Origin of the sequence: Amycolatopsis sp. NPDC049691 (assembly GCF_040675005.1) — a bacterium.
Taxonomy (GTDB): domain Bacteria; phylum Actinomycetota; class Actinomycetes; order Mycobacteriales; family Pseudonocardiaceae; genus Amycolatopsis.
In genome coordinates this window covers 676,911-697,685 of record NZ_JBFANX010000001.1, presented here as the reverse complement: position 1 = coordinate 697,685, position 20,775 = coordinate 676,911, and the positions used below count along the sequence as shown (strand labels likewise).

At 70.1% G+C, this 20,775-nt stretch carries 21 protein-coding genes; 8 read left to right on the top strand and 13 right to left on the bottom strand.

Annotated elements, in window-relative coordinates; translation table 11 throughout:
• Positions 1-15: 15 nt before the first annotated feature.
• Positions 16-807: a DUF4184 family protein gene (locus AB0J40_RS03355; protein WP_364446787.1), complete on the top strand. Its 792-nt coding sequence runs from the start codon at positions 16-18 to the stop codon at positions 805-807.
• On the opposite strand, the gene AB0J40_RS03350 is transcribed toward AB0J40_RS03355, so the two are convergent.
• The 7 genes from AB0J40_RS03350 to AB0J40_RS03320 are packed head-to-tail and all read right to left on the bottom strand — an operon-like array spanning position 797 to position 7,167.
• Entirely contained in the window at positions 797-1,198 is a 402-nt protein-coding gene (locus tag AB0J40_RS03350) for a metal-sulfur cluster assembly factor (protein ID WP_364446786.1), read from the bottom strand. The two genes, AB0J40_RS03355 and AB0J40_RS03350, sit on opposite strands and share 11 nt — an antisense overlap.
• Complete coding sequence (gene sufU, locus AB0J40_RS03345) at positions 1,195-1,644, bottom strand: Fe-S cluster assembly sulfur transfer protein SufU (RefSeq protein ID WP_364446784.1); 450 nt, start codon at positions 1,642-1,644, stop codon at positions 1,195-1,197. The genes AB0J40_RS03350 and sufU overlap by 4 nt, the downstream gene beginning before the upstream one ends.
• The gene (locus tag AB0J40_RS03340) at positions 1,641-2,930 is read right to left on the bottom strand and encodes a cysteine desulfurase (RefSeq protein ID WP_364446782.1); all 1,290 of its coding nucleotides are present in this window, start codon (positions 2,928-2,930) and stop codon (positions 1,641-1,643) included. Before AB0J40_RS03340 ends, sufU begins: the two co-directional genes overlap by 4 nt.
• 38 nt (positions 2,931-2,968) lie before the next feature.
• A complete protein-coding gene (gene sufC, locus AB0J40_RS03335) occupies positions 2,969-3,739 on the bottom strand; it encodes a Fe-S cluster assembly ATPase SufC (RefSeq protein ID WP_364446780.1) in 771 nt (256 codons plus the stop codon).
• 28 nt (positions 3,740-3,767) lie between these two features.
• On the bottom strand, positions 3,768-4,940 hold the full coding sequence (gene sufD / locus AB0J40_RS03330; protein ID WP_364446778.1) for a Fe-S cluster assembly protein SufD: 1,173 nt from the start codon (positions 4,938-4,940) through the stop codon (positions 3,768-3,770).
• Between the two features lie 2 nt (positions 4,941-4,942).
• On the bottom strand, positions 4,943-6,391 hold the full coding sequence (sufB, locus tag AB0J40_RS03325; protein WP_364446775.1) for a Fe-S cluster assembly protein SufB: 1,449 nt from the start codon (positions 6,389-6,391) through the stop codon (positions 4,943-4,945).
• Entirely contained in the window at positions 6,388-7,167 is a 780-nt protein-coding gene (locus AB0J40_RS03320) for a metalloregulator ArsR/SmtB family transcription factor (protein WP_364447307.1), read from the bottom strand. The genes sufB and AB0J40_RS03320 overlap by 4 nt, the downstream gene beginning before the upstream one ends.
• 171 nt (positions 7,168-7,338) lie before the next feature.
• Between AB0J40_RS03320 and mptB the strand changes: the two genes are divergently transcribed.
• From mptB to AB0J40_RS03305, 3 genes are read left to right on the top strand one after another with little or no spacing between them, the layout of a single operon-like run.
• Positions 7,339-8,970, top strand: coding sequence for a polyprenol phosphomannose-dependent alpha 1,6 mannosyltransferase MptB (gene mptB, locus AB0J40_RS03315; protein WP_364447304.1), 1,632 nt, complete (start codon positions 7,339-7,341; stop codon positions 8,968-8,970).
• Between the two features lie 6 nt (positions 8,971-8,976).
• Positions 8,977-9,903 (top strand): ABC transporter ATP-binding protein, encoded by a 927-nt coding sequence (locus tag AB0J40_RS03310; protein ID WP_364446773.1) that lies wholly within the window; start codon positions 8,977-8,979, stop codon positions 9,901-9,903.
• Complete coding sequence (locus AB0J40_RS03305) at positions 9,900-10,682, top strand: ABC transporter permease (RefSeq protein WP_364446770.1); 783 nt, start codon at positions 9,900-9,902, stop codon at positions 10,680-10,682. The genes AB0J40_RS03310 and AB0J40_RS03305 overlap by 4 nt, the downstream gene beginning before the upstream one ends.
• A gap of 11 nt (positions 10,683-10,693) precedes the next feature.
• On the opposite strand, the gene AB0J40_RS03300 is transcribed toward AB0J40_RS03305, so the two are convergent.
• Positions 10,694-11,563 (bottom strand): hypothetical protein, encoded by an 870-nt coding sequence (locus AB0J40_RS03300; RefSeq protein ID WP_364446767.1) that lies wholly within the window; start codon positions 11,561-11,563, stop codon positions 10,694-10,696.
• Positions 11,564-11,703: 140 nt separating this feature from the next.
• Here AB0J40_RS03300 and AB0J40_RS03295 point away from each other — a divergent pair, with 140 nt between their 5' ends.
• From AB0J40_RS03295 to AB0J40_RS03285, 3 genes are all read left to right on the top strand, one after another.
• Positions 11,704-12,003, top strand: coding sequence for a hypothetical protein (locus AB0J40_RS03295; RefSeq protein WP_364446764.1), 300 nt, complete (start codon positions 11,704-11,706; stop codon positions 12,001-12,003).
• A gap of 181 nt (positions 12,004-12,184) precedes the next feature.
• Positions 12,185-13,150 (top strand): COX15/CtaA family protein, encoded by a 966-nt coding sequence (locus AB0J40_RS03290; RefSeq protein WP_364446762.1) that lies wholly within the window; start codon positions 12,185-12,187, stop codon positions 13,148-13,150.
• Positions 13,151-13,187: 37 nt separating this feature from the next.
• Positions 13,188-14,117, top strand: coding sequence for an acyl-CoA desaturase (locus AB0J40_RS03285; protein ID WP_364446759.1), 930 nt, complete (start codon positions 13,188-13,190; stop codon positions 14,115-14,117).
• 310 nt (positions 14,118-14,427) lie between these two features.
• Here AB0J40_RS03285 and AB0J40_RS03280 read toward each other — a convergent pair whose 3' ends face one another.
• The 3 genes from AB0J40_RS03280 to AB0J40_RS03270 all read right to left on the bottom strand — a co-directional run bounded on the left by AB0J40_RS03280 (position 14,428) and on the right by AB0J40_RS03270 (position 16,823).
• Entirely contained in the window at positions 14,428-15,570 is a 1,143-nt protein-coding gene (locus tag AB0J40_RS03280; protein ID WP_364446756.1) for a hypothetical protein, read from the bottom strand.
• 93 nt (positions 15,571-15,663) lie between these two features.
• Positions 15,664-16,524 (bottom strand): hypothetical protein, encoded by an 861-nt coding sequence (locus AB0J40_RS03275; RefSeq protein WP_364446754.1) that lies wholly within the window; start codon positions 16,522-16,524, stop codon positions 15,664-15,666.
• Positions 16,521-16,823 (bottom strand): hypothetical protein, encoded by a 303-nt coding sequence (locus AB0J40_RS03270; RefSeq protein ID WP_364446751.1) that lies wholly within the window; start codon positions 16,821-16,823, stop codon positions 16,521-16,523. The genes AB0J40_RS03275 and AB0J40_RS03270 overlap by 4 nt, the downstream gene beginning before the upstream one ends.
• A gap of 92 nt (positions 16,824-16,915) precedes the next feature.
• On the opposite strand from AB0J40_RS03270, the gene AB0J40_RS03265 reads away from it, so the two are divergent.
• The gene (locus tag AB0J40_RS03265; protein WP_364446749.1) at positions 16,916-17,884 is read left to right on the top strand and encodes a quinone oxidoreductase; all 969 of its coding nucleotides are present in this window, start codon (positions 16,916-16,918) and stop codon (positions 17,882-17,884) included.
• A 45-nt stretch (positions 17,885-17,929) separates the two neighbouring features.
• On the opposite strand, the gene AB0J40_RS03260 is transcribed toward AB0J40_RS03265, so the two are convergent.
• Together AB0J40_RS03260 and AB0J40_RS03255 are read right to left on the bottom strand one after the other, a co-directional pair.
• Entirely contained in the window at positions 17,930-18,493 is a 564-nt protein-coding gene (locus AB0J40_RS03260) for an FKBP-type peptidyl-prolyl cis-trans isomerase (protein ID WP_364446746.1), read from the bottom strand.
• Between the two features lie 10 nt (positions 18,494-18,503).
• Positions 18,504-20,741: an ATP-binding domain-containing protein gene (locus AB0J40_RS03255; protein WP_364446743.1), complete on the bottom strand. Its 2,238-nt coding sequence runs from the start codon at positions 20,739-20,741 to the stop codon at positions 18,504-18,506.
• Between the last annotated feature and the right edge of the window lie 34 nt (positions 20,742-20,775).

Sequence of the window (20,775 nt, the reverse complement as noted above, 5' to 3'; positions counted from 1 at the left end):
GGGATACTAGCTCCCGTGCCGTTCACGCTGAGTCATCCGGCCGCCGTGCTCCCGCTGGCGAGGCGTCCCCTGGTCCCCTCCGCCCTCGTCGCCGGCTCGGTGGCGCCGGACGTCTTCTGGTTCGTGCCGCGGCTGCCCGGGGTCGGCTTGACGAAGACGCACGAATTCGCGTCGGTCCTCTGGCTCGACCCGCTCCTCGCGCTGGCCGGCTTGGCCCTGTTCCAGCTCCTGCTGAAGCGGCCCCTGCTCGCCCTCGCGCCGAAACCCCTCGCCGAACGACTCCCCCGCCACTTCAGCTGGCGGCGGCCGGGCCGGCTGGCGCTCTCGCTGGTGCTCGGCGCCGCCACGCACGTCGGCTGGGACGCGTTCACCCACGAAAGCGGCGGCTTCCCCTTCCTCCGGACCCCGATCGTCACGGGGATCGACGTCGGACGGCTGATCCAGCTGCTCAGCACGATCGCCGGCGCCGCGGTCCTCGCGTGGTGGCTCGTGCGCTGGTACCGCACGGCGCCCACCCGGGAGGTCGCGCCGGGCACCCGCCACCGCAAGGCCGTCTCGGCGTTCCTGAGCGGCGGCGCGCTCACCGGCGTCCTCGTGCAGGTGCTGCCGTTCGTGGCCCACCACGATCCGATGACCCACGCGGGTGTCGTCGGCAACGCCACCTACCTCGCGGTCACCGGCGCCGGCAGCGGGTTTCTGGTCGCGCTCGTCGGCTACGCACTGGCCTGGCACGCGCGGTATAGGTCGTTATACACAAGAAGGGCCGCTCCGGAGAGCGGCCCTTCCGAGGAAGCGGTCAGACGGTGAAGCCGAGGGCGCGCAGCTGCTCGCGGCCGTCCTCGGTGATCTTCTCCGGGCCCCACGGCGGCATCCAGACCCAGTTGATCCGGAAGTCCTTGACCAGGCCGCCGCTGGTCAGCGCGGCCGACGTCTGGTCCTCGATCACATCCGTCAGCGGGCAGGCCGCGGACGTCAGGGTCATGTCGAGGGTGGCCGTGTTGTCCGGCTCGACGCGGATGTCGTAGACGAGGCCGAGGTCGACGACGTTGATGCCGAGCTCGGGGTCGACGACGTCGCGCATGGCTTCTTCGACGTCCTCGATCTTGGCGAGGTCGAGGTCCTGCTTCGCGGTGGTCTCGGCGTCGAGGTCGGCGGCGGTCCGGCCCTCGCGAGTGTCGGTGGCGGTGTCTTCGGTCATGCCTTTTCAGCTCCACTGGTCGTCCGGGCGACGGCGTCCTTGAAAGCCATCCAGCCGAGGAGGGCGCACTTCACGCGGGCGGGGTACTTGGCGACGCCGGCGAAGGCGACCCCGTCCTCCAGCACGTCCTCGTCCGGCTCGACCTTTCCCTTGCCCTGCATCAGTTCCACGAAGGCGTCCATGGTGGTGAACGCCTCCTCGATCGTGTGGCCGACGACGAGGTCCGTCAAGACCGACGTCGAGGCCTGGCTGATCGAGCAGCCCTGGCCGTCGTAGGAGACGTCGGCGACCTTCCCGTCGTCGACCTTGACCCGCAGCGTCACCTCGTCGCCGCAGGTCGGGTTGACCTGGAACGACTCGGCGTCGAACGGGTCGCGCAGGCCGCGCCCGTGCGGGTTCTTGTAGTGGTCCAGGATGATCTCCTGGTACATGCTCTCCAGGTTCACTGTCCCACCCCGAAGAACTTCTGCGCCTCGCGGATGCCCGCGACGAGGGCGTCCACTTCGGACAGGTCGTTGTAGAGGTAGAACGACGCGCGCACGGTCGCCTGCGCGTTGCAGGCCCGGTGCAGCGGCCACGCGCAGTGGTGGCCGACGCGCACGGCGATGCCGAGGCTGTCGAGCACCTGGCCGGCGTCGTGCGGGTGCACGCCGTCGATCACGAACGACACGGTCGCGCCCCGGTCCGCCAGGTCGGTCGGCCCAACGATCCGGACACCCGGGATCGCGCCGATGCCTTCCAGCGCCGCCGCGGCCAGTTCCTTCTCGTGGGCCGCGACCCGGTCCATGCCGATGGCCGAGAGGTAGTCGACGGCCGCGCCGAGGCCGATGGCCTGCGACGTCATCGGGACGCCCGCCTCGAACCGCTGCGGCGGCGGCGCGAAGGTCGAGCCCTCCATGCGGACCATCTCGATCATCGACCCGCCGGTCAGGAACGGCGGCATCGCTTCGAGCAGTTCGGTGCGGCCGTAGAGGACGCCGATGCCGGACGGGCCGAGCATCTTGTGCCCGGAGAACGCGGCGAAGTCGACGCCGAGGGCGTGGAAGTCCACGGGGAAGTGCGGCACCGACTGGCAGGCGTCGAGCACGGTGAGCGCACCGACGGCCTTGGCCTTCTCGACCAGCAGCGAGACCGGGTTGACCGTGCCGAGCACGTTGGACTGGTGCGCGAACGCGACCACCTTGGTGCGCGGCGTGATCAGCTCGTCCACATCGGACAGGTCGAGGCGGCCGTCGGAAGTGACCTTGAACCACTTCAGCGTCGCCCCGGTACGCTGGCACAGCTGCTGCCACGGCACGAGGTTCGCGTGGTGCTCCATCTCGGTGACGACGATCTCGTCACCCGGGCCGACCACGAACCGCGCGACCTCGGGACCGGCGGTGGCGGCGTTGCTCATCGAGTACGCGACGAGGTTGATGCCCTCGGTGGCGTTCTTGGTGAACACCAGCTCTTCGGGGTCGGCGCCGACGAACTCGGCGATCTTCGCCCGCGCGGACTCGTAGGCGTCGGTCGCCTCTTCCGACAGCTGGTGCGCGCCGCGGTGCACGGCGGCGTTCGACGTGAAGACGTACTCGCGCTCGGCCTCGAACACCGCGGTGGGACGTTGCGAAGTCGCCCCGGAGTCCAGGTACACCAAGGGTTTCCCGTCGCGGACCGTGCGCGACAGGATGGGGAAGTCGGCCCTCAGGGCCGCCACGTCCAGTGGCAAAGAGCTGGCCGAGGTGGTGGTCATCGGGCCGACTCCTCTCGTTCTCGGTGTGGTGGAACGGGTCAGACCGCGGCGGGCTCGGTCTTGCCGGTGTACTTGACGTACCCGTTTTCCTCGAGCTCGTCGGCCAGTTCCTTGCCGCCCGACTCGACGATCTTGCCGCCCGCGAAGACGTGCACGAAGTCCGGCGTGATGTGGCGGAGGATCCGGGTGTAGTGCGTGATCAGCATGACGCCGACCTCGCTCGAAGCCTTGTACGCGTTGACGCCCTCGGAGACGACGCGCAGGGCGTCGACGTCCAGACCGGAGTCGGTCTCGTCGAGGATGGCGATCTTCGGCTTGAGCAGCGCCAGCTGCAGGATCTCGTGGCGCTTCTTCTCGCCGCCGGAGAAGCCCTCGTTGACCGAGCGCTCGGCGAACTCCTGCGAGATCTCGAGCTTGCCCATCTCCTCCTTGACCTCCTTGACCCAGTGGCGCAGCTTGGGGGCCTCGCCACGGACCGCGGTGGCCGCGGTGCGGAGGAAGTTGGACATGGACACGCCCGGCACCTCGACCGGGTACTGCATCGCGAGGAACAGGCCCGCGCGGGCGCGCTCGTCGACGCTCATCTCGAGGACGTTCTCGCCGTCGAGCAGCACCTCACCCGAGGTCACTTCGTACTTCGGGTGGCCGGCGATCGCGTAGGACAGCGTGGACTTGCCGGAGCCGTTGGGGCCCATGATCGCGTGCGTCTCGCCCGACTTGATGGTCAGGTTGACGCCCTTGAGGATCTCCTTGGCGCCCTCGTCGGTCGTGACCGAGGCGTGGAGGTCCTTGATTTCCAGGGTAGCCATTTCTTCGTTTCCTAAGTTCGGTGAGCGGTCAGGCGCCAACGGCTTCGAGTTCGGCTTCGATCGCGGCTTCGAGGCGCTCGCGCACCTCGGGGACGTCGATCTTCACCAGGATCTCGTGGAAGAACCCGCGCACGACCAAGCGCCGCGCGGCTTCCTCGGCGATCCCACGCGACTGGAGGTAGAACAACTGCTCGTCGTCGAACCTTCCCGTCGCGCTCGCGTGGCCGGCGCCTTCGATCTCGCCGGTCTCGATCTCGAGGTTCGGCACCGAGTCCGCGCGGGCGCCCGGGGTGAGCACCAGGTTGCGGTTGAGCTCGTAGGTGTCGGTGGCCTCGGCCGCGGCGCGGATCAGGACGTCGCCGATCCAGACCGTGTGCGCGTCGTCGCCCTGCAGCGCGCCCTTGTACATCACGCGCGACTTGCAGTTCGGGACCGCGTGGTCGACGAAGAGGCGGTGCTCCTGATGCTGGCCCTGGTCGGCGAAGTAGACGCCGAGCATCTCGACGTCGCCGCCCTTGTCGGCGAAGGTCGCGGTCGGCGAGACGCGGACCAGGTCGCCGCCCAGGGTGATGACGGTGTGCCGCAGCGCGGCGTCGCGGCCGAGCTTCAGGTGCTGCTCGGAGACGTGCACGGCGTCGTCGGCCCAGTCCTGGACGCTGACCACGGTGACCTTGGCGCCGTCGCCGATGACGAACTCGACGTTGTCGGCGTAGGTGCCGGAGCCGACGTGGTCGAGCACGACGACGGCCTCGGCGAACGCCTCGGCGCGGACCTGCAGGTGCCCGTAGGCGACCTGGCCCTCGCCCGGGCCGTGGATCCGCAGCACGGACGGCTTCGACGCCTTCGTCTCCTTCGGCACCGTCACGACGGTGGCCTGCTTGAAGGACGAGTACGCCTGCGCGGCGATCCGGTCGCTCGGGACGCCGGCGGCACCCAGCCGCTCGTCGTCACGGCCGACGGTCTCGATCTTCAGCTCGGGCGCGGCCTCGGCGTCGAGCGTGATCTCGCCGGTGGCGACGGCGCTGCCGTCGTGCAGGCCGCGGAGGCGCTTCATCGGCGTGAAGCGCCAGTTCTCCTCACGACCACCGGGGACCTCGAAGGCCTCGACGTCGTAGGAGGTGAAGCGCTCCGCGCGGGAGGCGGCCGGGATGACCGCCCCCTCGCGAAGAGCCTCGGAAACGTTGTTCTCGGTAACCGACATGACTAGCCGACGGACCCTTCCATCTGGAGCTCGATCAGGCGGTTCAGCTCGAGCGCGTACTCCATCGGCAGCTCACGGGCGATCGGCTCCACGAAGCCGCGCACGATCATCGCCATCGCCTCGGCCTCGTCGAGACCGCGCGACATCAGGTAGAACAGCTGGTCCTCGCTGACCTTGGACACCGTGGCCTCGTGGCCCATGGACACCTCGTCGTTGCGGATGTCCACGTACGGGTACGTGTCCGAGCGCGAGATGGTGTCGACCAGCAGCGCGTCGCAGACCACGCTGGAGCGCGAGTGGTGCGCCCGCTTCGCCACGCGGACCAGGCCGCGGTAGGAGGTGCGGCCGCCGCCGCGCGCCACCGACTTCGACACGATGGTCGAGGACGTGTGCGGCGCGAGGTGCTCCATCTTGGCGCCCGCGTCCTGGTGCTGGCCCTCGCCCGCGAACGCGACCGACAGGACCTCGCCCTTGGCGTGCTCGCCCATGAGGAACACCGACGGGTACTTCATCGTCACCTTGGAACCGATGTTGCCGTCGATCCATTCCATGGTCGCGCCCTCTTCGCACTTGGCGCGCTTGGTGACCAGGTTGTAGACGTTGTTCGACCAGTTCTGGATGGTCGTGTAGCGGCAGCGGGCGCCCTTCTTGACGATGATCTCCACGACCGCCGAGTGCAGCGAGTCGGACTGGTAGATCGGCGCCGTGCAACCCTCGACGTAGTGCACGTACGCACCTTCGTCGACGATGATCAGGGTGCGCTCGAACTGGCCCATGTTCTCGGTGTTGATCCGGAAGTAGGCCTGCAGCGGGATCTCGACGTGCACGCCCTTCGGCACGTAGATGAACGAGCCGCCGGACCACACCGCCGTGTTCAGCGCGGAGAACTTGTTGTCCCCGGCCGGGATGACCGAGCCGAAGTACTCCTGGAACAGCTCGGGGTGCTCGCGCAGGCCCGAGTCGGTGTCCAGGAAGATCACGCCCTGCTCCTCCAGGTCCTCGCGGATCTGGTGGTAGACGACCTCGGACTCGTACTGCGCGGCGACACCGGCGACGAGGCGCTGCTTCTCCGCCTCGGGGATGCCCAGCTTGTCGTACGTGTTCTTGATGTCCTCGGGCAGTTCCTCCCAGGAGGTGGCCTGCTTCTCCGTGGACCGCACGAAGTACTTGATGTTGTCGAAGTCGATCCCGGAGAGGTCGGCCCCCCAGTTGGGCATGGGCTTCTTCTCGAAGAGCTTGAGCGCCTTGAGTCGCGCTTCGCGCATCCACTCCGGCTCGGACTTCTTCGAGGAGATGTCGGTGACGACGTCCTCATTCAGCCCGCGGCGGGCGCTGGCGCCCGCCACGTCGGAGTCCGCCCAGCCGAACGCGTACTTGCCAAGGGACTCGATGGTCTCTTCCTGGCTCAGTGGCGCGGTGGTGGGAGTGCGCTGCTCGGCAGCGGCAGTCATGCGGGTTTCCCTCCATTCGGGATCCGTGCTGTGTGCCCCTCGGGGGACACCGTTCTCACCGGCTCGGGATGGGCCGGCTGACCCGCCGTGACGGGTACGTGGGTGGTGCACGCGGAGTCACCGCGCGCGATGGTCGCCAGCCGCTGGACGTGGGTGCCCAGCAGCTCGGCGAACGCCTCGGTCTCCGCCTCGCACAGCTGCGGGAACTCCGCGGCGACGTGGGCGACCGGGCAGTGGTGCTGGCAGAGCTGCGCACCCACGTTCTGACCGGGTGCCGGGGCACCGACCTGGCGGGTCGACGCAGCGTAGCCCTCCCTGGTCAGCGCGGCCGCGAGGGCTTCCGCGCGCGCCGCGGGATCACTCGCCCCGGTGATCGCCGAGCGGTGCGGCCCGACCAGCTTCTCGATGCGGCGCTCGGCGAAGGCGCGGACGGCGTCTTCGCCGGCGTGCTCGGCGAGGAAGCGGATGGCCGACACGGCCAGGTCGTCGTAGGCGTGCCCGAACCGCGCGCGGCCGGGCTCGGTGAGCAGGAACAGCTTCGCCGGACGACCCCGGCCCCGGGGTCCGCGGCGCGGCGCGTCCCTGGTCTCGGCCTCGCCGTCGGCGAGCAGCGCGTCGAGGTGCCGCCGGACGGCCGCGGGGCTGATCCCGAGCTGCTCGGCGACCACGACGGCGGTCATGGGACCCTGTTCCAGCAGGAGCCGGGCGACCTCGTGCCGGGTCTTGCCCTCGGCGCTGACCTGCGACGGGACGTGCGGGTGCGCGGCGCGGGGCATGTCGCCGCCCGCCTGGTCACCCGCCTCCGTCTTTTTCACAACACAAGTGTGTCTTATTTCCGGATGACCCGCAAAGGCGGGGTCTTCGGCAGTGACCCGACTCACTCCCGGGCGGACCGATACCCTGCACGCGTGGCTGTGGGCGAACATCCTGCGCAGCAGGACCGGCAAGTGGCGGAGCTGGACACGGGCAGTGCCCACCCCGTCACGCTTTCGCCCGTCCGCCCGCTGGAGCCGCTGCCCCTGGAGGCCGACGAGCGGCGGGGCCTGAACGTCGTCCGCCGCTTCGGCACGGTCGGGTCGCTCTTCCTCGCCCTGGGGTCCCTGGGCGCCGGCGCCGCCCCGGTGATCAACCCGGTGCAGGAGATCCCGGTGCTGCGGCTGTTCACCCGGATCCCGACGGTGTCGCTGGCCATCGCCATCTCCGGGATGGGCATCCTGGTGCTGAGCTGGCTGATGCTCGGCCGGTTCGCCCGCCCCGACAGCGCGCGGCTCGCGTCGCAGGGCCAGCTCGCCCGGACCATCGCGCTGTGGGTGCTGCCGCTGCTGGTCATCCCGCCGCTGTTCTCCCGCGACGTCTACAGCTACCTCGCGCAGAGCGAGATCGTGCACCGCGGGATGGACCCGTACGTGCTCGGGCCGGCCCAGGCCCTCGGCGTCGCCGACCCGTTCACCGCGGGCGTGTCGAACATGTGGCGCGAGACGCCGGCGCCGTACGGGCCGCTCGTGCTGCGCCTCGGCGGCTGGCTCGCGCCGCTGGCCGGCAACAGCATCGCCGTCGGCGTGCTGCTGCAGCGGCTGCTCGCGCTCGCCGGCGTCGTCCTCATCGTCTGGGCGCTGCCCCGGCTGGCCCGCCGCTTCGGCGTCCAGCCCGCGACGGCGCTGTGGCTCGGCGCGCTGAACCCGCTGCTGATCTTCCACTTCGTCGCCGGCGCCCACAACGACGCGCTCGCCGTCGGCCTGATGCTCGCCGGCCTGGAGGTCGGCATCCGGCGGCTGCCGATCCGGGTGAAGGGCGACACGCCACCGCCGCTGGCGCGCGGGGAACTGCTGTACATCGGGCTGGGCGTGGCGATCATCACCCTCGGCGTCGCGGTCAAGCTGCCCGCGGTGTTCGCGCTGCCGTTCTTCGCCGTGATGGTCGCGCGGCGCTGGCACGGGCGGCTCAAGGACCTCTTCTACGCCGGCGCGCCGATGGCGGCGTGGTTCGGCGTCGTCCTCGTCGCCGTGTGCTTCGGCACCGGGCTCGGCTTCGGCTGGGTCGGCGCGACCTTCAACACCCCGGGCCTGGTCCGCTCCTGGATCTCGCCCACCGCCGAGCTGGCCAACCTCTCCGGCGTCCTCGGCATCGCCCTCGGCCTCGGCAACCACACCAACGGCCTGGTGCCGATCCTCGGCGCGCTCGGCTACCTCGTGGCCGTCGCGATCACGGTCAAGTTCCTGTGGGACAGCTTCAAGTGGCGCTACCGGCCGATCATCGGCCTCGGGGTGTCGCTGGGCGCGGTGATGATCCTGCAGATCAACCTGCAGCCCTGGTACGTCCTGTGGGCGGTCATCCCGCTGGCGGCCGCGGCCGGGACGTCCCGCTTCCGGGTGGCCGCGGCGGTGTTGTCCGCTGCCCTGCCGTTCCTGCTGCCGCCGACCGGCAGCACCTTCGACGGCCGCCCGTACGTGCTGCCGTTCGCCTACGTCGCGGCGATCGTCGTGTGCGGCGGCGGGATGCTGGTCGTGCGGCGCCTCGCGCCCGTCCTGCTGTCCAGGCCGTCCCCGCGGCTGCCCGCGCGGGCCGAGCCCGTATCGTGACCCGATGTGAGTGCCCCCGCCGTCGAGATCACCGGGCTGGTGAAAAGCTACGGCTCCACCCGGGCGGTCGACGGTCTCGACCTGCGGATGGAGCGCGGCAGCCTGCTCGCCCTGCTCGGCCCGAACGGGGCCGGCAAGACCACCACCGTCGAGGTCTGCGAAGGCTTCCTCAAGCCTGACGCCGGTTCGGTGCGCGTGCTCGGCCTCGACCCCGTCCGCGAATCGGCGCAGCTGCGCCCGCGCGTCGGGATCATGCCCCAGGGCGGCGGCGCCTACCCCGGCGTCCGCGCCGACGAAATGCTGAACCTGGTGGCCTCCTGCGCGGCGTCCCCGCTCGACCCGGCGTGGCTGCTGGAGGTCCTCGGGCTGGCTTCGGTCCGGCGGACGCCGTTCAAGCGCCTGTCCGGCGGGCAGCAGCAGCGGCTTTCGCTGGCGTGCGCCCTGGTCGGGCGGCCCGAGCTGGTGTTCCTCGACGAGCCGACCGCGGGCATGGACCCGCAGGCCCGCCGGCTGGTGTGGGACCTGCTTTCGGCGTTGCGCCGCGACGGCGTTTCGGTGCTGCTGACCACGCACCTGATGGAGGAGGCCGAGGCGCTCGCCGACACGGTGGTGATCGTGGACCACGGCAAGGTGGTCGTCTCGGGGGCACCGCAGTCGCTGACGGTGGACGAGAGCGGCACCGCGGGCCTGCGGTTCAAGGCCCGCACGAGGCTGGACACGGCGTTGCTGACGGCGGCGCTGCCGGCGGGCTACGCGGTGCGCGAGTCGGCGCCGGGCACGTACGTCGTGGCCGGGTCGGTCGACCCCCAGGTCGTGTCGACGGTCACGGCGTGGTGCGCGCAGCAGGGCGTCCTGCCGGAGGAGCTGCAGGTCGGCAGGCGGACGCTCGAAGAGGTCTTCCTCGAGCTGACCGGACGGGAGCTGCGGGCATGACTTTCGCTCCCGGCACTTTCACCCCGGCCCCCGGGCGCGGCTCCCTCGGCCGCATGCTGCGGACGCACGCGCGGGTCGAGGCGAGCTTGACCTTGCGCCACGGCGAGCAGGTGCTGCTGACGCTGCTGATCCCGCTGGCGCTGCTGATCGGGTTGTCGCTGCTGGACATCCTGCCGGCGTCGTCGCTCGGCTCGACGTCCAAAGTGGACTGGATCACGCCCCGCATCCTGGCGCTGGCGGTGATGTCGTCGGCGTTCACGGGCCAGGCGATCGCACTGGGCTTCGACCGGCGCTACGGGGTGCTGAAGCGCCTGTCGGCGACGGCGTTGCCGCGGTGGCTGCTGGTGGCGGGGCGGCTGATCGCCGCGCTGGTGGTGGTCGTCCTGCAGTCGGTGATCATCGGCGTGGTGGCCGCGTTCCTCGGGTGGTCGCCTTCGCTGTCCGGGCTTTTCTCGGCGGTGCTCCTGCTGGTGCTCGGGACGTTGGCGTTCGGGGCGCTGGGCGTGCTGCTGGGCGGCGCTCTGCGGGCCGAGGCGGTGCTGGCGTTGGCCAACATCGTGTGGTTCGTGCTGCTGCTGGCGGGCGGCATCCTGCTGGCGCCTTCGTCGCTGCCTTCCGGGCTGGCTGTGGTGGTCGAGCTGCTGCCTTCGGGCGCGCTGGCGGAGGGCATGCGTTCGGCCTTGGTCGATGGGGCTTTCGCGCCCGGGCCGCTCGCGGTGCTGGCCGTCTGGGCGGTGCTGGCGGGCGCGTTGGCTTCGCGCACCACGAAACTTACCTGACCGAGGCCGAGTCACCCTTTCGGAAGCGCTGTGCCCCACTTCCAGGCAATTCCGACCCGCTCTCCCGGTGACAAGCTCCGAGCAATGAACTCCACGTACCGCGACGAGGAAACAGTCAGCATCCGCCGTGAACCGGGCGGCGGCTCGTCGTATATGACGGCGTCGGGTGGACCGACGAGTTTCCAGCACGTCCGCGGGATGCTGTCACGTGAGAATTGGGCCCGGACCAGCACCTCCCGAGCGCCCTGACCGGTGATCACGCTCTCGGAGAAGCCGGTGTACCGAGCGGGGTGGACATAGCGGCTCCTCGTGGCGAAGAACCCGTATTCGCCTTCGTTGAGCGGAGCGGCCAGCATCACGTCGACAAGGAGCACATCGCCTCCTTCCGAAACCGAGACGGGCCTAACCTTGCCGATCGTGCAGTTGAGGTACGGCTCGACATTGACCTTCCCACGCCCGGAATGGCTCACTCCCCTCCGCGCCGCGGCCCGGACGACGTAGCGGTCCACCTCGTCGCTCGTGGCCCTGATCCAGCGCTCGACCGTGCGGGTCTCCCTGGTCCCCCTCCCGCTGACGAACGAGGTGACGACCAAGCGGTCCAGGTACACCGGATCCCAGAGGTCGTTGTGCGCTTCACCCCTTGGCAGCGGCGTCTTCCGAGTAGCCGACCACAGCGCCCATAACTCCTGTTCGTCACCGTCCAGGTAGAGGCCGACTTTCTTGACGAATTCCCATGCCGGAACCCGTGATCCTCGGAGCATTTCATTGACCGTCGTGTGGCTGACATCGCCCACCGCGGCGGCAATCTTCCGGGTGCTGGGCTTCCCGGCTCGAAGGTGCAGCTTGCGCAGTTCCGCCGCCAGTGACTCCTCGGGCGTCACGAAGACCTCCTTCGATGCGTCACCAGCATGAAAGAAGTTGCCAGCCACCGTAAGCGTCTGTAACGGCACTCATTACCGTCGGTCCGCTACCGACCGTCATCGTGGTTCGCACAAGTTGCTGGGACCAAGGAAGTGCCCCGATGCCCAAGTCGAGCCGGTCCACCTCACGAGCCAGCCGGTCGCGAACCTTGGTCGAGGTCGGCGGAGCCGCAGTCGTATCCCTGGGTTCGGCGGCCGGTCTGGTCGCTTGGATCAACGGAGAGCCGGTCACAGTCGCGGTTCTCTCCTCCGGCGCGGCGATCGCTGCGTTGCTGAACGCTCTGGTCGCTGTCGCGGCGTTCCTGGCCGGCCCCTCGGGTGACGACGTCGCTTCGGACCAATCACGCGGACGAGAGATCGGCATGAACGACGATCGGAAAGGCGAAGCCGAACCCGACTGAGTCACAACCTGCGGCCCCCAGAGCGGTCGACCCCGCCGGTCCTTCGTCCGGGTCTCCGTCCCGGCACATGACATTCGGTCTCCCCCCGCGCGTGACCTAGGTCCCTTGCGCCCCACGTCCCTCTTGTGGGCGCCGGGACCTGCCGAAAGCCCGTTTCCCGCGCGGTTCTACCATCGACGGCGTGCCGTTCACCAGCCTCGTCGCCCGCCTGCCGTTTCCGTCCGCCGCCGTGCAGCGGGCCGTCGGGATCGCCGCCGTCGTCGCGCAGGCGCTGATCGGCGTCACCGGCTCCATCGTGCGCGTCACCGGCTCCGGCCTCGGCTGCCCGACGTGGCCGCAGTGCGTCGCCGGCAGCCTCGTCCCCAAGCACGACTCCGGCATCGACGCCCTCAACCAGTGGATCGAGTTCGGCAACCGGCTGCTGACCGGTGTCGTCATCGTCGTCGCGGCCATCGCCGTCATCACTGCCTGGCGCGTGCAGATCGACCACCCCTCCCGCAAGCGCCTGGTGAAGCTGGCCTGGACGATGCCCGGCGGCGTCGTGCTGCAGGCCGTCGTCGGCGGGATGACCGTGCTCGCGAAGCTCGAGTGGTGGACCGTCGCGATCCACTTCCTCGCCACCACTCCCCTGGTGTGGCTCGCGGTCCTGCTGCTGCGCGCGTTCCGCGAGGGCGACGAGCCGGCGCGCTCGCTCGTGCCCGCGTCCGGCCGGGGCATCCTGGTGGCGCTGGCCGTGGTGATGTGGCTGGTCCTCGCGGCGGGCACGACGGTGACCGGCGCCGGCCCGCACAGCGGCGACATCAACACCCACCGCCTCGACGCCCCGGTGGAGTCGCTCGCCCAGGTCCACGGCGGTCTCCTGGTGCTCTACCTGCTGCTGCTCGCGGTGTTCGGCCTGCAGCTGATGCGCATCGGCGCGCCGAAGGGCCTCTGGCAGCGCTACATCGTGGTCTGGGTGGTCGCGGTGGCGCAGGGCGGGCTCGGTTCGCTGCAGTACGCGCTGGGCGTGCCGGAGGCGATGGTGTCGTTCCACGTGCTCGGCGCGATGGCGGTGATCATCGCGACGGCGTCGCTGTGGGTCGGCAGCCGCGACCGCGGCCCGGTGGTTTCCCTGACGGCGGCCCCTAAGGAACTCGCCACCGCCTGAACACACCACCGTAACTCGGTGCGGTTACGGTGCGCCCATGACGACGCGCTCCGCGCCCAAGCCGCTCATCTCCCACCGCCGGGGCACCGGCGAGATGCTCGTGCTGAAGACGTTCCTGCTGGTGCCGTTCGCGGCGCTCCTGCTCGCGGTCCCGCTGGTGTGGGGCTGGGGAATGACCTGGATCGACTTGATCCTCGCGGCGGCGTTCTACGTGTTCGCGACGCTCGGCGTGACGGTGGGTTACCACCGCTACTTCACGCACGGAGCGTTCAAGGCGTCCCGGCCGTTGCGCGTGGCTCTGGCGATCGCGGGGAGCATGGCGGTCCAGGGATCGGTGATCTTCTGGGTGGCGAGCCACCGGCGGCACCACGCGTTCGCCGACCGCGAGGGTGACCCGCATTCGCCGTGGCTGTACGGGACCTCGCCGTCGGCGTTGCTGCGCGGGTTCTGGCACGCGCACATGGGGTGGATGTTCTCGCGTGAGGTGACCAACGCGGACCGGTTCGCCCCCGATCTGGTGGCGGATCGCGATCTGCGAGTGGTGAACCGGTACTTCTGGTTGTGGATCACGTTGAGCCTGGCCCTGCCGGCTGTGCTGGGCGGGTTGCTGTCGTGGTCGTGGTGGGGCGTCGTTACCGCGTTCTTCTGGGCGGGGTTGGTGCGGATCGCTTTCCTGCACCACGTGTCTTGGTCGGTGAATTCGATTTGTCACCTGATCGGGGAAAGGCCGTTCGCTTCGCGTGACAAGGCGGCGAACTTTTGGCCGCTGGCGTTGTTGTCGATGGGCGAGTCGTGGCACAACTCGCACCACGCGGACCCGACTTGCGCCCGGCACGGGGTGCTGCGGGGACAGGTGGACGTGTCGGCGCGGGTGATCCGGACCTTTGAGCAACTCGGCTGGGCGACCGACGTTCGGTGGCCTCGAGCTGATCGGCTCACCGCCAAGCGGGTAAGCGAACAAGCATAATCTGCCTGCGACGCCACGAAAGAGAGACGGCCCGCTCGGTCGTGTCGCCCAGTTCCTCCTACGGTGAGCCAACTTTCCCATCACCGAAGGAGACTCATGGAGAAGTGCAGCACCACTCCGAGATGTGAACCGACCCAGCGACTCGTGACGGCGGGTACCTCGATCCTCGTAGTTGCCGCAGCAATCGCTATCGGATTGAGCAGTTACGGACCAGCGAGTACCACGGCTACCCTTGCGGCTACTGTCAACATCTCGGCTCCGCCCGCAGGCGGCGGGGGCGGCAACACCGGGAACCTCATTGGCGGAGGCTTCACCCTGGTGACGAGGACTCCCATCTGAACGCGATACCGTAGCTCTCTCGCGGATGACACCCGTCAACGAAAGTGTGGCGGACAAACCCGTCCCCTACGGGAAGCAGATGTGGATCACCGTCTGGTGGTTTCCGGGTCCGCTCGAATTCGAGCTGTTCCGAGTACCACCAGCACGCCTCGGGAAGGTGCTTCGCGTCGAAGCTCAGCTGGATCGTCAGTCCGCCGGGCTCGATGCCGTGGTGGTCGATATCGACGTTGAGCCACCGGCGTTCCTCGTCGAGCTGCCCGTCGAGCGCCTCGGAAACGAACGTGTAGCGCTCACCCTGCCGCAGCCTCCGGCGAAACCGCAGGCGCGCCTGGATCGGGTCGCCTGGGTGCACCCAGGGTGAGGCGACCACCCGGCACCCCCACAGGGCCGTCACCGGCAGGTCCTCCGGGTCGTGCTCCCAGCCGATCGCCGCGTGCGTGTCGTAGCCGTCGACGCCGTCCTCGCAGGCGATGATGTCGCGTTCGGTGATGCGGCGCCGGATCGTCCGGCGGTGCATCACCGCGGTGATGAGCATGCGCTCGATGAACACCGGTTGCGCCCCTTGCGACGCCGCCCGGGCGCGCCAGGTGCGCTCGTCCGCCGCCCGGCCGATGCTGATGTACGCCGGCCAGTCCGAACCGGCCGCCAGCTTTTCCCCCAGCGAGGGCGCCAGCGCCGCGAGCGACGACCTCCAGGCTTGGTGCATCGGCGTGGGAGTGGTTGGCGGCGGATCGCCGAAGACGCCCGGTGGCAGCATCAACTGCCGGAAGCGGTCGCCCAGCGTCGCTTTCCACGCGGTCCCGCCCGGCGCCGGCGGGATCCGGAACGCCGCCATCAAAGTGTGGCAACGGCGGGAATTCGCGGCCACGCCGATCTCGTCGACCAGCAGGCCCCACACCGCGTACGCGCGCAACTCGGGCGCCAACGACGCCGTCGGCGCCACCAGAGAGCGCAGTACGGTCGCCGGTTCGCCCGCCGGGTTTTCGATCGCGTCGCGGAAAAAGTGCAGCGGCTCGCCGTCTTTGCGTCTGGCCAACCAACGCAATGCGGTTTCGACTGCCTCGGGCGAAGCCGCGTCATCGCTCAACTCACTGCCCATTCCGATCGTCACCATGAGAGTACTAGTACACCAATAAAGGTGTAACACAGTGACCGAAGAAAGGACAAGCGAATCCGCGCGAGGCTCGCGCCGACGGCCGTGCGGTGACTACGCCAGCTGCTGCCGCACCGCCGAAGCGAACCGCATCGCCGCCGCCGGGTCCGTCTGGCGGAAGCCCAGCGACGGCTCCGTCAGCTCCAGCTCCAGCAGCAACGGCTTGCCGTCCTCGTCACGCACCAAGTCCACCCGCGCGTACAACAACTCGGCCCGCAGGATCCCCAGCAACGCCGAAGCCGCGTCCAGGACGTCCTCCGCCAAGGCCACCGCGTCCGCGGGCGGGGAAGCCGGCGCCAGCTTCTCCGAAAGGTACAGGCCCGATTCATCCATTGTGGACCCCAGCATCGCGCTCTTCGAAAACGCGTGCGAGTAGATCCCGCCCAGGTACACCAGAGCCAGTTCGCCCGAAGTGTCCACACTGGACTGGTACGGCTGGATCAGCGCCGTGTGCCCCTCGGCGTGCAAAGCCGAGACGTGCGAGGCTGCGTCGGCACCCAGAGCGAAGCGGGCCGCGCCGCGGGAACCCGCGCCCACCGAGGGCTTCACCACGAAGTCCGACGACGGGAAGCGAACCGGGTCGCCCGGCGAAACCAACACCGTCGGCACCACCGCGACACCCGCGTCGAGCAGCTCCACCAGGTACGACTTGTCCGTGTTCCACCGCACCACGTCGGCCGAGTTGATCAGCGACGGCACCGACTCGCACCACGACAGGAACTCCGCACGGCGATCCGCGTAGTCCCAGGTCGCCCGCAGGATCACCGCGTCGGCGGACGCGAAATCAAAAGCCGAATCCCACGCCGCCCAGGACACCGAAAAGCCCAGCGATGTCAATGCGGGCACCACGGCGTCGTCGTCGCCGTCACCCGAAGGGAGTTCCGCGCAGCCGACCAGGATCGCGCTGCGGGTCACCGGCCCGCCATCTTGCGGCGGTGCTCCGGGCCGATCTTCGTCTGCTTGACCGTCTCCGCGTCCCACTCGGCCGGCGAGAGGTCCTCGACCGCCTCGATCAAGGCCGAACCGGTCTCGACGCTGGGCACCACGACGTCGCCGAGCGCGCCGTCGGCACCCACCAGGACGACGCGCGCGCCCGCCCGGCCGATGTTCTCCACCACCGCGCGGGACGGCTTGCCGTGCGCCTTCACGAACTTGCGGGCCGCGCCCAGCTGCGCGCTGGTCGGCGGGACGACGGCTTCAGATGTTTCGGACACGTACCGAACCATAACCAAAGGAGAGCCGGAACGCGGAACAGCGTGGCGTCGGCCATAGTTGCTACCGGGAGAACCCGACCCGAGGAGGACGCATGCCCACCGCAGTGCAGGTGACGAAGACCGGCGGCCCGGAGGTGCTCGAAACGGCCGAAGTGGACGTCGCGGCCCCGCAGGCCGGCGAACTGCTGGTCGACGTCGCCGCGGCCGGCGTCAACTACATCGACACCTACCAGCGGCAGGGCATCTACCCCATCGACCTGCCGTTCGTCCTCGGCCTCGAGGGCGCGGGCACGGTCGTCGAGGCGGGTGCGGACACCGGCTTCGAACCCGGCGACCGCGTCGCCTGGCAGGGCTCGCTCGGCAGCTACGCGGCGCGCAAGCTCGTCCCGGCGTCGATGGCGGTGAAGGTGCCCGAAGGCGTGTCCCTGGAGACCGCCGCCGCGACGATGCTGCAGGGCATGACCGCGCACTACCTGGTCGCTTCGACGTTCGAGGTCAAGCCGGGCCACGACGTGCTGGTGCACGCGGCCGCGGGCGGCGTCGGCCTGCTGCTCGTCCAGCTGGCGAAGGCGCGCGGCGCCCGCGTGATCGGCACGGTGTCGACCGAGGAGAAGGAGAAGCTCGCCCGCGAGGCCGGCGCCGACGAGGTGATCCGCTACGACCGCGACGACTTCGCCAAGCTCACCCGCGACCTGACCGGCGGCGAAGGCGTCGACGTGGTCTACGACGGCGTCGGCAAGGACACCGTCGACGGCAGCCTGGCCAGCCTCAAGGTCCGCGGCCTGCTCGCGCTGTTCGGCGCGGCCAGCGGCCCGGTGCCGCCGATCGACCCGCAGCGCCTCAACTCCGGCGGCTCGCTGTACCTGACCCGCCCGACGTCGGCGCACTACACGCGCACCCGCGAGGAGATCGACTGGCGCGCGAAGGAGCTGTTCGACGCGGTCCAGGCGGGCGACCTGACCGTCCGGATCGGCGGCAAGTACCCCCTGGCCGACGCGCGCAAGGCCCACGAGGACCTGCAGGGCCGCCGCACCACCGGCAAGCTCCTGCTCATCCCCTGAACGCGGTGAAGGCCACCTCGGCTTCCCCGAGGTGGCCTTCCCGAACTACGCGGCGGGGACCGAAACGGCGTCGGTGACGAAGACGAGCGTCTCGTTCGGCTGGATGCCGCGGCCGCCCTGGCCGTACGCCAGGTCCGGCGGGATGATCAGCAGGCGGCGGCCGCCCTGCTTGATGCCGGCCAGGCCCTGGTCCCAGCCCGGGATGACCTCGCCCGCGCCGAGGTTGAGGTCGAACGTCTCGCCGCGGTCGTAGGAGTTGTCCAGGACCTTCTTGTCCGACCACGTCACCAGCAGGTAGTTCATCTTCAGCTGCTGGCCCGCCTTCGCCGCGCCGCCGGTGCCCTCGGACAGGTCCTTGGTGATCAGCTTCTTCGGCGGGTCGCAGTCGTCGGGGATGGTGATCGCCGGCTTCTCGCCGAACTTGCCCGTCGTCTTGATGTCGTCCGCGGTGCACTCGCGGCCCTTGCTCTGGGTCGCCTGGGCGGCGGCCGACGACGGCGGCACCGACGGCCCCGCGGGGGCGGCCGTCTCGGTCTTGGCCTGCTGGCCGCACGCGGCCAGCGACAGCGCCGCCGCGGCGGCGACCACGATCTTCCCGATCTTCTGCATGCGAGGCACCCTAGCCAAGCACGGAGAGTGCCGGGACGTCGTCACCCGTGGCGACCACGCCGAGCCGCCGCGTAGCCCGCGTCAGCGCCACGTAGAGGTCGTTGAGCCCGCGGGGAGAGCCCGCGACGACCTCGTCCGGCGCGACCAGCACCACCGAGTCGAACTCCAGGCCCTTCGACCGCTCGACGGTCAGCACGCTCAGCCGCTCGTCGTGCCCGGAAAGCCACGCCGACACCTCGTCGAAGCGCCCGCCCGGCACCAGGACCGCCACCGTGCCACCGTCCACTTCGGACAGCTCGCGGTCCACCAGCCCGGGCAGCTCCGCGGCCAGGGAGGCCGGGCGCGCCGACCACGGCGGCACCCCGGTCTCCCGCACCGAAGACGGCGCCGCCAGCCCCGGGGAGACCTCCGCGAGGACCCGCGCCGCGACCGCCATGATCTCGGCGGGCGTGCGGTAGTTCACGGTCAGCTCTTCGAGGCGCCACCGGTTCTCGACGTACGGGCCGAGCACCTCGTCCCACGACCGCGCGCCCCCGGCGGCGCCGGTCTGGGCGACGTCGCCGACCAGCGTCATCGACCGGTTCGGCGAGCGCCGCATGAGCAGCCGCCAGTCCATCGCCGACAGCTCCTGGGCCTCGTCGACGATGACGTGCCCGAACGTCCACGTCCGGTCCTGCGCGGCGCGCTGGGCGGCGGTCAGCTCGCTGCGCGCCTGCTGGCGTTCGGCGAACAGCTCGGCGTCGAGGACGTCGGAGACGCGCAGCAGCTCCTCGTCGATGATCTCCTCGTCCTGTTCGAGGATGTCGAGCACGCCCTCGGCGTACGCGCGGTCTTCGCGTTCACGGCGTTTGCGCTCGACGCGGGCCTCGGTGTCGTCGACGCCGATCAGCTCGGCCAGCTCGTCGAGCAGCGGCACGTCGGCCGGCGTCCAGCGCGCGTCGCGGCCGCTCTCCAGGAGGGCACGGTCCTCGGGAGACAGCAGCTTGCGGGCCGCGCTGTCGAGCCGTTCGCGGTCGGCGAACAGGTCGTCGAGCACGCCTTCCGGCGTCAGCACCGGCCACAGCGAGTCCAGTGCGGCGGCGACGTTTTCGTCGGCGGCCAGCTCGGCGCGGATGTCGGCCAGGTCCTGCCCGTCGAGGAGGTCCTCCCCCAGCTTCCGGGCGGCTTGGCGGGTCAGCGCGTCGAGGACGTCGGAGACGAACAGGCGCCGCGCCGGGTTGTGCGGCCGGCGCGAGCGGCGGGCGCGGGTCCGGGCGTCGGTGCAGGTCTTGCGGTCGAGCTTGAGGACGTCGTGCTCGTACTCGATCTCCAGGACCGGCTCGGGCACGCGCTGGCGGTCGCGCACGGCGTTGGCGAGCACATCGGCCATGACGAGGCGCCCCTTGACCTCGGTCGTCTCGCGGGATTCGACGCCGTCCGCGTCCAGGCCGGGGTAGAGCTGCCCGATGGTGGCCAGCAGCACGCCGGTCTCGCCGAGCGACGGCAGCACCTGGCCGATGTAGCGCAGGAACGTGCTGTTCGGCCCGACGACGAGCACGCCGCGGGTGGTGAGCTGCTGGCGGTGCGTGTAGAGCAGGTAGGCCGCGCGGTGGAGCGCGACGGCGGTCTTGCCGGTGCCGGGACCGCCCTGCACGACCATGACGCCGCCGAGCGGGGCGCGGATGATGCGGTCCTGCTCGGCCTGGATGGTCGCGACGATGTCGCTCATCTCACCGGTGCGCCGCTGTTCGAGGGCGGCGAGCAGCGCGGCCTCGCCGGCCAGCCCGAGGTCCTGGCCCTGGTCGGCGGCGGTGAGGTCGAGGATCTCGTCGTCGAAGCCGGTGACCTTGCGGGTCAGCGACCGCAGGTGACGGCGTCGGCGTACGCCTTCGGGTGAAGCCGCGGTGGCGAGGTAGAAGGGCCGCGCGACGGGCGCCCGCCAGTCGACCAAGAGCGGCCGGTAGTCGTCGTCCTCGTCGAACAGCCCGAGCCGGCCGATGTAGGTGGTTTCCTCGGCGCTGCCGGGGACGAAGTCGAGCCGCCCGAAGGCGAGGCTCTGCTCGACGGAGCCGAGCTGGGCGAGCCGGTCGGTGTAGAGGGTGGTGGCGACGTCGCGTTCGGTGCGGGCCTGCGGGGTGCCACCGGTCTGCCGCAGGGTCTCGTCGAGGCGGCGCTGGGCCTCGACGCGCTCGGCGTCGAGCTTCGCGTAGAGGGTGGTGACGTACGCCTGCTCGCGGGCGAGCTCGGCGGAGAAGTCGTCCGAAGACAAAGATCCTGCTTTCGCCTCAAGGAAAAGAGCCACC